9 protein-coding genes are annotated in these 9,857 nt (G+C 66.9%); 4 read left to right on the top strand and 5 right to left on the bottom strand.

Annotation, left to right across the window (positions count from 1 at the left end; all coding sequences use genetic code 11):
- Positions 1–336: 336 nt before the first annotated feature.
- Positions 337–1,434 (top strand): site-specific integrase, encoded by a 1,098-nt coding sequence (locus tag OXU32_05460; protein MDE0073413.1) that lies wholly within the window; start codon positions 337–339, stop codon positions 1,432–1,434.
- A gap of 64 nt (positions 1,435–1,498) precedes the next feature.
- On the opposite strand, the gene OXU32_05455 is transcribed toward OXU32_05460, so the two are convergent.
- The 3 genes from OXU32_05455 to OXU32_05445 form a co-directional block, all read right to left on the bottom strand.
- On the bottom strand, positions 1,499–2,110 hold the full coding sequence (locus OXU32_05455; protein MDE0073412.1) for a hypothetical protein: 612 nt from the start codon (positions 2,108–2,110) through the stop codon (positions 1,499–1,501).
- An 18-nt stretch (positions 2,111–2,128) separates the two neighbouring features.
- The gene (locus OXU32_05450; GenBank protein ID MDE0073411.1) at positions 2,129–3,040 is read right to left on the bottom strand and encodes a carbohydrate-binding family 9-like protein; all 912 of its coding nucleotides are present in this window, start codon (positions 3,038–3,040) and stop codon (positions 2,129–2,131) included.
- A 169-nt stretch (positions 3,041–3,209) separates the two neighbouring features.
- Positions 3,210–3,884, bottom strand: coding sequence for a class I SAM-dependent methyltransferase (locus tag OXU32_05445; GenBank protein ID MDE0073410.1), 675 nt, complete (start codon positions 3,882–3,884; stop codon positions 3,210–3,212).
- An 80-nt stretch (positions 3,885–3,964) separates the two neighbouring features.
- On the opposite strand from OXU32_05445, the gene OXU32_05440 reads away from it, so the two are divergent.
- The 3 genes from OXU32_05440 (at position 3,965) to bstA (ending at position 6,005) form a co-directional block, all read left to right on the top strand.
- Positions 3,965–4,477, top strand: a complete 513-nt coding sequence (locus OXU32_05440) for a hypothetical protein (protein ID MDE0073409.1) — start codon at positions 3,965–3,967, stop codon at positions 4,475–4,477.
- 126 nt (positions 4,478–4,603) lie between these two features.
- Positions 4,604–5,440, top strand: a complete 837-nt coding sequence (locus OXU32_05435; protein ID MDE0073408.1) for an SAM-dependent methyltransferase — start codon at positions 4,604–4,606, stop codon at positions 5,438–5,440.
- Positions 5,441–5,459: 19 nt separating this feature from the next.
- On the top strand, positions 5,460–6,005 hold the full coding sequence (gene bstA / locus OXU32_05430) for a bacillithiol transferase BstA (GenBank protein MDE0073407.1): 546 nt from the start codon (positions 5,460–5,462) through the stop codon (positions 6,003–6,005).
- A 5-nt stretch (positions 6,006–6,010) separates the two neighbouring features.
- On the opposite strand, the gene OXU32_05425 is transcribed toward bstA, so the two are convergent.
- Both OXU32_05425 and OXU32_05420 read right to left on the bottom strand, forming a co-directional pair.
- Positions 6,011–8,611 carry an ATP-binding protein gene (locus OXU32_05425; GenBank protein MDE0073406.1) on the bottom strand — a complete coding sequence of 867 codons (2,601 nt, stop codon included), beginning with the start codon at positions 8,609–8,611 and terminating at the stop codon, positions 6,011–6,013.
- Between the two features lie 111 nt (positions 8,612–8,722).
- Positions 8,723–9,712, bottom strand: coding sequence for an Rpn family recombination-promoting nuclease/putative transposase (locus OXU32_05420; protein MDE0073405.1), 990 nt, complete (start codon positions 9,710–9,712; stop codon positions 8,723–8,725).
- Positions 9,713–9,857: the final 145 nt, after the last annotated feature.

Genomic DNA, 9,857 nt, shown 5'->3' with positions numbered 1-9,857 from the left:
GGTCACGGCCTCCGTTTCCGGCGCGGCGCAGCCGCCCCGGAGGCCGTGGTGCAACTGCAATCCGGCAAGAGGCATGCGCCGTCGCTGACGTGCACGTCCGGAACGCGTGTCCGCGCACACGGACCCCGATGTCGATGTGCGCTCGCCGCCCAGCCCCGTTGACCGTGTTTGCGGGACGGAACCGGCCTTCGAGCAACTGCAACTGGCGGAAGGGCCTTCCCTCCGCGAAGTTTCGTTCGCGCAGGTCGTGCGGTCCATCACGAGAGGAATCGAATGATGGCACGCACGAAACGAAGTCGGCGCTCGTACAGCGCCGGCGAATGGGGCCGGAACCGGGTGAGGGTGTTCACCGATCCCAAGACCGGCCTTTACCAGATGGAGTGGCGCGAGAACGGGCGCAGGCTCACCCGGTCGCTGAAGCACCGCGATTGGACTCGGGCCAAGAGGCAGGCCGACGAGGCCGCCGCGGGCTTCGCGGTTCACGAGCCCAACGGCAACGCCGAACCCGAGCCGCTCACGCTGGAAAGGCTCTTTGACATCTACGGTGAGGAGGTGACGCCGACCAAGGCCGACAGGTCGCGGCGATACGACCGGGTTGCGATGAGGATGTTCCTCGGGTTCTTCGGACTCGACCGCGATCCGGCGACCCTGTCGCAGCGCGACTGGGATCGCTTCATCCGGGCGCGGAGGGTCGGCAAGGTTGGACCCAGCGGCAAACCCGTGTCCGACCGGACAGTCGAGTTCGACCTGAGATTCCTGATCGCGGTCCTCAACTGGGCCTCGAAGTCCCGAGACGAGAACGGAAGGCTCCTTCTCGACTCGAATCCGCTGAGGGGCTTGAAGACGCCCAAGGAGAAGAACCCCACCCGGGTCGTCCTCTCCGACGAGGAGTACGGGGCGTTGCTCGGAGTCTCCCGGAAGGTGGACTGGAGGTTCCATGTCGCGCTCGTGCTGGCCCACGAAACGGGACACAGAATCGGCGCGATCCGTCAGCTTCGGTGGTCTGATATCGACTTCGACGACAGGACCATCGTCTGGCGGGCGGAGCATGAGAAGACCGGCTACGAGCACGTCACACCGATGACCGACGAGGCCGTCGTCGCCTTGGAAGAGGCTGCGCAACGCAGGTATCCCGACGCCGGGGACTCTCCGGTGTTACCTGCCCCCAAGGACGCCTCGCGGTGCGCGGGCCTGTCGGCGGTCCGGTATTGGTGGGACAAAGCCCAATCACTGGCGGGGCTCGAACCGAAGCGCGGGAGGGGTTGGCACTCGCTGAGGCGGAAGTTCGCGTCCGACCTAATGGCCCTTCCGCTGAAGGTGCTTTGCGAGCTCGGCGGCTGGAAGGAGGCCCAGACGGTGCTGCGCTGCTATCAGCAGGCCGACGCTGGACAGCTCAGGAAGGCTTTGGAGAGCCGCCCGAGGGTCTGCGCCTGACCCAAGTCGATTGGCGGGAACCGAAAAGCGGGAAAACGGAGTCTGAGTCCCGTAAGGTCAATGTTCACATCAGGTTGTGAACACGACTGCTTCCGCCGCAGTAGCAGAAGTCGAACTCGGGATGCTCGACATCCTGAACCAGGTCGTAGGTCTCCCACAGCCCGCGCGGCAAGATGACGTCGCAGTGGCGCACGTAGTCGAGGTGCACACCGTCTACGGCAGGATTGGCGGCCAGGTCACCCACCAGGCCCCGCAGGTACGCCCGCACCGGCTCCCGCGATGGGCAGACCCACCTGTAGTAGTCCACATAGGGCGGATGTTCGAGCGAGCTCTCGAGGTTGCGGCTCACGGTGAACCACTCGGGATGGTTCTCACGGGCCCACGCGTCCCCGTTCCGGTTCATCGTCCAGAACCAGCGATGGTACTCCAGTCCCTCGGCGCGGGCGGCGCCCGAGACCAGATCGATGTCTCCGCCGCCGACCAGCACGGCGCTGACGCCGGATTCCCGCAGGCGCGCGAACTGCCGTCGCCACTCGCCCTCGTCGCGGTCGCGGTTCCCGTGCACCCAGCTCCAGACGCTGAAGGATGAGGCTTCATCGATTCCGGAAGCGCAGCTCAGCAGCGGTGCCAACGCCAGCGCGCCACCGGCAGCCTGAACGAAGTCGCGACGGTTCATTCCGGCACCCCCTCTACGTCATTCCGGGACACCCTCTACGAAGCGCACCACGCCCCACTTCTCCGGGATGTGCATGTCGATCTCTCCCTGGGGAGCCCAGACCCAGTTGTCTTCGGGATGATCGCTCCAGTCGACGGGCTCGCGCGCTTTGCGGTAGCCCCCGTCCTCGATGATGAGCGGCCACTGAACACGGGAGAAGTTGACGCGCCATTCGTCGCCGGGATTCGGGGCCATCCCCGGCTCGCGATTCCCGGAATCCGGCGCCGCGCGCCCGCCGCCTTGCCGTGAATTGTCGGGCACCGCTTCCGGGCCGGCCGCTACCCCGTCCGGGGGCCGGAGCGCCGACCACGGAATCGCGATCTCCACGGTCCAGCCCCGGTCCTCATCCGACGGGTCGTTGAGCGTACCGTCCAGCGCCACTGCCGTGCGCAGCCCCTCCATGTCCCACGCGATGTGCGCGCTGCCCCCTGCGCGGTAGGGCTTGTCCAGGAAGAGGTCGAACTCGGTTCCGAGCGCATTGATCTCCAGCTCGTAATACGCCAGGCCGTCGCCATCGGGATCGAGGAAAACCTCGAAGTCGTGGTCGCGATAGATGATCGCGTCCCGCTCCGTGAGCGTCGCCCAGAGGTGCGGCTCCTCGAGTTCCGCGCCGACATACAGGTAGCGCTCGTCCCATGTGAGCCTGGCGCGGGTGGCCCACTGCGGAATCGGCCAACTCTCTCCGCGGATATCGACGAAGGACTCGGTCCAGGGCGCCGCCCGCCACGCTTCCTCGTCCAGATCGCCGTCGATGACCGGGGCAGCCGGGGCTCTGGGCGCTTCATACAGACGCGCGTCACCGGCAAGCTGGGCATGAGCCTCCAGCGACCCACCCGCGACCGTGGCACCGGCACACGCCAGTACCACGGCCCGGATGAGTGCGCTTGGCAAGGGCATCCGCGAGCGTTGTCGGAAGGATCCTGTTTGCGTCGACTTCGTCATCGTCGCAAACAATACCGCATCAGTGCGGATCGAACGACTTCTGCCATCCCAGGGTGAGCATCCAGTCGGACTCCAGTTGGGGGCCGTGCAGGGACTGGCAGACGGGCAGGTGCCACTCCTACGTCCTGTGACCCACCAGAACCGCCATCGGCCCCTCGTGCCACGCGATCCCGGCCGTGAAGCCCCCTGCCGCCATCGCCGCCAGCTCCTGCTCGATCGGCTGGTAGGTGTCTTCTTCCGCCCACTCCGCAAAATGCTGATACGCCCGTTCCTCGGGGATGCCCCGCGAGACCATGTGCGCGGCCCAGAATGCGTACCCCGCCTCCCGCCCCGCAGGGTCGGAGGGCATCACGGCATCCGCGTTTACGAAAACGCCTCCGGGGCGCAGGGATGCATGGATGCGCCGGTAGAGGGCACCCTTGTCCCGCATCTCGGGAATGTGATGGAGGGCGAGCGAGGCGCCCACCGCGTCGCACGCCGGAAACTGATCCAGGAAGGACTGCTCGCGGAAGCGCGCGCGGCTCCCGAAGCGCTCCAGCCTGACCCGCGCCTGGTCGAGCATCTCCGCATCCACGTCGACAAGCTCGACGGTGCCGACTGCATCGTGCTGGAGAATCGCCTCGGAAAGAGCGCCCGTGCCGGCCCCGAGGTCGAGGACCAGGCCGGGACGCACGGCCGCGACCGCGCGTGCGGCGGCATCCACCAACGTCTCGTAGCCCGGAATGAAGCGGCGGATGATCTCGTCGTACGCATCGACTTCGACGCGCAGGTGACGGCGAACGGAGTGCGACATGCGAGGCATTTTCTCATTGCGCCGCCGCCCGCGTCAATGCCAACGTACCACGTTCAGCAACCCTCCCGTCCGGAGGCGTCATGGCCGTCGTGAGCGCCGTTCCCTTCACCCTGAAACGCAGTTCCGACCTCTACACATCCGGCGGAGGATACGAGTCCACCACCGAGACCGCCCATGGGCTCGTGCGGCTGGAGGACGACCGCCTGGTGATTCAGTGGCGTGTCGCCGTGCTGACCGAATCGATGGAAGGCAGCGGCTACGAGACGCGCGAAGCGATCGAGCCCGTGAAGGAGATCGTGATTCCGCTGGCCAAGGTGGCGGGTGCGGTCGTGACGGCGCGGAAATGGTGGAGGCTGGCCGGCCCGAAGCTCACCATCACCGCTGCAGACCTACTCGCCTTCGAGAAGATCGCGGGACCGCAGGGCCTCAAGCTCAAGCATCCCTCGAAGCTCGTGCTGAGGATCAAGCGGGCCGACCGGCTGATCGCCGAGGAGTTCGCCGCCGAGCTGGCGCTCACGCTGACGCGCTTGCCGGAGGACCGCGGGCGGGGACCGCTGCCGGAGGACCGCGGGCGCCGAGAGCTGCCGAAGTAGCCATCCCGTCCCTGGCGCCGTCGCGTCGCCAGGTCGTTGCCATCGAGACACCCGCAAGGCTAGAGTTCGCCGCGCCGAAGCACACAGCGGCGCTGCAAACCTGAACAAAGAGGAAGGGAAGACACCATGACCGTCGACATCAACGAAGTCGGCACCACCGCGTTCGTGATCGCCTGCTTCCGGGCGATGGAGAAGGAGAAGGCGCGGCCGCTTTTCGAGGACCCCTACGCCGAGTGGTTCGTCACGGACCAGGCGATGGGAATGGCCCGCCAGTTGGCCGACGCGGTGCCCGAGTCCACCCACATGCTCCGGTTCCGCACGCGCTTCTTCAACCGCTTCGTCGAGCGGGGGATCGCCGAGGGCGCGCGCCAGGTCGTCTCGCTGGGGGCCGGGCTCGACATGCGCGCCCAGATCTTCGCGGCGCCGGGGGTGACCCACTACGAGGTGGACCAGGGGGCGGTGGTTCGCTATAAGCACGACGTCCTGCGCGGACACGGTATCACGCCCAGCCCCGCGCTCCCCTTCAACTACCTGGAAGTCGACCTCCCGGAGAAGCTGGCGGAAGCCGGATTCGACCTGGACGCCCCGACGGTGATCGTGTGGGAGGGCAACACCATGTATCTGCCCACCGAGACCATCTTCCCCTTCCTGAACCGCCTGTGCGCCCGGATCACCTCGTTCCGGATCGCGTTCGACTACTTCGCGGAGGACATGCAGAAGCGGGACTTCGAGAGGCAGGAGGACCTCGAACGCATCGAGGCGGTGGAACGGGCCATGGGGGCGTCGTTTCCGACCGGTTTCGCCGACCTGGCGGTGTTCGAATCGGAGACACCGCTCCGGGTACTCGATGATGGGCCCATCGGCGACCTGGGCGAGGGATACGGCGTGGACGACATCGCCGAGAACATGGCGACGGACGAGGGGTTGAGCATCTATCAATACTGCGTGCTGGGCACGCGGTAACGCCGAGGGAATGAACCCGATGACACCGACGAATTCCGGCACGCCCGACCTTCGCTATCCCATCGGCCGGTACGCTCCTCCGGCCGAGATTACGGAGCAGCAGGTCGAGGCCTGGATCGACGAGATCGCGTCTCTGCCCGCGGATCTGCGGGCGGCGGTCGCGCCCCTCACGGACGAGCAACTGGACACGCCATATCGGCCGGACGGCTGGACCGTGCGCCAGGTCGTGCACCACCTGTTCGACAGCCACCTGAACAGCTACGTGCGCTTCAAGTGGACCCTGACCGAGGACCGGCCGGCCATCAAGGCCTACGACGAGAAGGCCTGGGCGGAGCTGCCGGACGCCCGGGGCCCGGTTGGCCCATCGCTCGACGCACTGGAGGCCCTCCACACCCGCTGGGAGGACCTGTTGCGCCGCCTCAACTGGTCGCAGTTCCAGCTCGAGTTCGTGCACCCGGAGGCCGGCGCGATCCCGCTGGCCCGGAACGTCGGCCTCTACGCCTGGCACGGACGGCACCATCTTGCCCACATCGAGCGGCTGATCGAGCGGGAAGGCTGGATGTAGGCGGCTCAGACGGTATGGCGGGCCCTGATCGCCCTTGCCCGGCGCCGGGTCTTCGCTTCTTCGATCACATCGTACCAGCTCGCCAGCGCCGGGTCGTCGGCCAGTGACTCTAGGGCTTGTCCGGCCTCGGGGTCCTGGCGTTCGGCCACGATCGTCAGCCAGCGCTTGATGAGGCCGTCGACCCGGAGGCTGAAGGTCGGGGAAGCGAGCCTGGATCCGGACCCGAGGCCGCCCCACCAGGGGTCGTACCAGGACCCCAGCGCCTTCACCAGCGCGGCGATATCGACCGTGTCCCATTCCACCCAGGGCTCGTCGATGGCGGGCTCCCGGGGCCAGGCGGGCACCAGAAACCGGAGAATGTGGCGCGCCCTCGGCTCCCGTCCCCGTTCCACGAAGTCCTCCACCGCAGGCCGGTATTCGCGAGGCGACACGATCAGGCCGGCGCCGAGCCAGACGGCGCGCTGAGCCACGTCCATCCCCTTCGCGGCGGCCCGGCGGCGGATTCTCCCGGCGAACTCACCCGGGGGCACGTGCGCGACGGCGGCCCACAGAAGCGCGTATAGCGCCGACACCTGCGTTCGGGCACAGCGCGTGGGGAAGACTCCGAGCAGCCGGGGTACACCGCGTCGCGCCACCTCGGCATGGACCCGATCGTCGGCGAGCGCGAAGAGATGGTTGTTGTGGTCCTTCCGCCGCCGGATGAGCGACCTGTGCACCGCCACCAGCGCCCGCGCGCAGGGTTCCGGGTGCACCCGGACGGCCCGCCGATACCACGCCGGCTCCTCCACGTAGGGCGTGATGTAGTAGCAGCCTACGGCCCTGGCGACCGCGTCGGCATCGAGCCCGGCCAGCGCATCTCCGCCGAGCCGCTCGACCTCGCCCATGCCGGCAAGGATCTGGTACGTGAAGCGCGGCACCGTATCGGTGAAGGGCGGCGCTTTCGCGAACTCCTCCTCCCGCCGGACGACCTCCTCGAGCGAAGGGAGATCGTCGCTCCCCACGAGCCGGGGAAGCCCGGCGAGCACCGACGCCAAGAGCCCCTCGTCGTCCCCCAGTCGAACGCCCAGGCGAACGATCGGGTCGTCCTGGAAGTGTTCCGGCATCGCGCCCATGTACGCGCGCCCGATCAGGTGCCAGAGCCAGGGCGACCCCCGGCCGCGTGCCAGGACGTCCTCGTCCATGCGGACGCCCGCCATGAACCTGATTCGTTCCTCGTGCAGGATCGGGTCTTCGTCGGCTTCCCGCCCGGGCAGCATCGGGTCTCGATACCCCGGGAATGATCTGCGTGGTTTATGCGCGGATGACGGTTCGTACCCCGGTGACGGCTCACGGACGGCACGGCTCTCTCCCGTTTCGCCAGCCGCGGAGGGGGTCGGGTTGTCGGCCCAGTAGCGCGCCGGGTGGGAGAGAAACTCCTCCAGCGGCACCCCACGCTCCCCCACCACGAGCGTCCGGGCACCCGGGAACCGCTTCCGGAACTCCGACAGTCCGCTGAGGCGCCCCGGTCGTGGTCCGCTCTTGACCTCGATGCCGACCAGGTTGGGACCGCGAGAGAGCACGAAGTCGACCTCGTGTGGCCCGTCCCGCCAGCTGGACAGTTCCACGGCGGACCCGGCCGTGTTGGCGAGGTGCGCGCCCACTCCGCTCTCGACCAGTCGGCCCCAGAACGTGCGGTCGGCGCGTGCCTCCTCGAAGGTGTAGGTGAGCGGCGCGGTCATCAGCGCGGTATTGAGGACGTTCAGTTTCGGGCTCGACGCCCTGCCCAGATACGGCTTGGCAGAGTGCCTGGGAAGACCGGTGACGAGTCCCGCGTCCGAGAGCAGATCGAGATAGGTCGCCAGGGTGGTCGTGTTTCCGGCCTCCTGCAACTGGCCCAGCATCCTGTTGTACGAAAGCACCTGGCCGGAATACCGGGCAGCCAGTTCCATCATGCGGCGCATGAGCGGCGGCTTGTCCACGCGAGTCAGGGCGATGATGTCCCGCTCGATTGCGGGCGCGACGATCGTTTTCAGGACGCCCTCTCGCCAGGCTTCCAGGTTGCCGACCGCGGATGCCGTGCCGGGGTAGCCCCCGTAGAACAGGTACTCGTCGACACCGAAGCCAAACGCGGCCGACATCTCGGAGAAGGACCAGTGGCGGGCCTGCACGGGCATGAAGCGCCCCGCGAGACTCTCCTGGAGGCCGGTCAGCATGGTCCAGGGCGCGGACCCTGCAACGATCACACGAAGCGGGCAACCGGTCCACCGGTCCCGGTCCCACTGGCCCTTGACGATGGTCGACCAGCCCTTCACGTGCTGGACTTCGTCGAGAGCCAGGACGAAGCCCCGCTCGCTCTGCTCGGCGTCCTCGCGAGCCTTCTGCCAGGCGTCCAGGAGCCACCCGGTACGTATCGAGTCGCCCTCTTCGTCCCGTCTGTGGGCATGCTCTGCGAGCCTTTCATCGACCGGCAGGTAGCGGCTCGGGATGTCCACACGCCGGAGCGCCTGCCGGATCATCGTGGTCTTGCCCGTCTGGCGGGGTCCGGTAAGCGCGACGATCCGTGGATGAACCTGCTCGGTGAGGGAATGGACGAGTTCGTCCAGCTGGGGGCGTCGGAAGGTGTTCATGGAGGCGAATGTAATCGACCGCGTGATGATACGCAATCGATTACACACAACTCTTCTTGTTGGATGTGGAGTTCAGCCGGGAGACGCGGAACGTGGTGGGGTTCGAGGTGATCACCCCGAGTTCATGAAATCACTCCTTGGCAGGCGCATGTCTGTCTGAGTAGGCGAGGCCTTGAGCAGTGCCTCAACCCGAGCGAGGAACTCGCCGCCCCCACCGCAGTCGATGACGGCCTCCGCCACGCCGTCCAGCCGGTCCATGTCGGTGACACCGGCGAGCAAATGCGAGAGACGCCGTGCCGTCTCGGGACCGAACCGCCGCGTCGCTTGGCGCGCGACCACTCGCGCCTGGCCTTGCAAGCGTCCCTCGTTGCGTCCCTCGTTGTGGGCACTCGCCCGGTCCGCGTCGCGGGCCTCGGTGAAGACTTCGAGCATGGTGGCCATCCGACTTGGCTCCTTCAGCAGGGGGTGGTCGTACATCGAAGCTAACACGCCCCGGAGCTGCCGGGCGATCCGTTCGCGGAGCTGCGGGTTGGCGCTCGACTCCAGGGCGCGCGCGAGGGCGTCAAGCCTGCGCCCCAGCTGCCTGGTCGTCTGTCCTGGCACGAGAAGACCCAATAGCAGGGCCGGGATGTCCTCCACGCGCGCGCAACCGGGATCGACGGCTTCCGGCCGGACGAGCACGTACTCGGTGAGGCCCGGCACAAGATCCTCCACCGCCACTGGCGCGTACCATGGACCGGCTCCGTGGTAGAGTACCATCGAAACGACTACGAGCGCGCGCGACTCGCCGAGATCGCGGAAGTGCCTGCGGAGCTTCTGGACGGCGAGGCCGGCGTAGATCAGACTGCGAAGGGGCATTTCCACATCGGACGTGGCCTGGAACTCGATGTGGAACAAGACCTTCCCGCTCTCGCCGCGGCGGTTGGCGATGAAGAGCATATCTGGGAAGCGCTTGTCGAGCTGTTCGGAGAGGAGTTCGTTGGGCAGCTCCGTGATCGTGGAGAAATCGATCCGGGAGGCCAGGTCTGAGCGGTATCTTCGTGCGAGGAGCTCGACCATTGCGGGAATCGCGAAGATCTTCTTGAGGACGGGATCCTGCATGCACGGCGTCTTCCGCGCTCGGGTGGAGTCCGGGATTGGACGCCAAGTTCGGTGATTTCGAAGGGCAGCTCCATGGCGCGATGGGCGTTGATTTTATAAGCTATTGATATTCATAGCTTTAGATCATATGCGATAACTCTTGTCC

This window comes from Gammaproteobacteria bacterium (genome assembly GCA_028819075.1).
Taxonomy (GTDB): domain Bacteria; phylum Gemmatimonadota; class Gemmatimonadetes; order Longimicrobiales; family Gaopeijiaceae; genus BD2-11.
The sequence above is the reverse complement of the archived record's forward strand: the minus strand, read 5'-3'. Positions and strand labels throughout refer to the sequence as shown.

Coding starts and splice junctions, on each gene's coding strand:
- OXU32_05440 (MDE0073409.1), top strand. CDS start 3,965: ATGGCCGTCGTGAGCGCCGTTCCCTTCACCCTGAAACGCAGTTCCGAC.
- OXU32_05425 (MDE0073406.1), bottom strand. CDS start 8,611: ATGAACACCTTCCGACGCCCCCAGCTGGACGAACTCGTCCATTCCCTC.
- OXU32_05445 (MDE0073410.1), bottom strand. CDS start 3,884: ATGTCGCACTCCGTTCGCCGTCACCTGCGCGTCGAAGTCGATGCGTAC.
- OXU32_05455 (MDE0073412.1), bottom strand. CDS start 2,110: ATGAACCGTCGCGACTTCGTTCAGGCTGCCGGTGGCGCGCTGGCGTTG.
- OXU32_05435 (MDE0073408.1), top strand. CDS start 4,604: ATGACCGTCGACATCAACGAAGTCGGCACCACCGCGTTCGTGATCGCC.
- bstA (MDE0073407.1), top strand. CDS start 5,460: ATGACACCGACGAATTCCGGCACGCCCGACCTTCGCTATCCCATCGGC.
- OXU32_05420 (MDE0073405.1), bottom strand. CDS start 9,712: ATGCAGGATCCCGTCCTCAAGAAGATCTTCGCGATTCCCGCAATGGTC.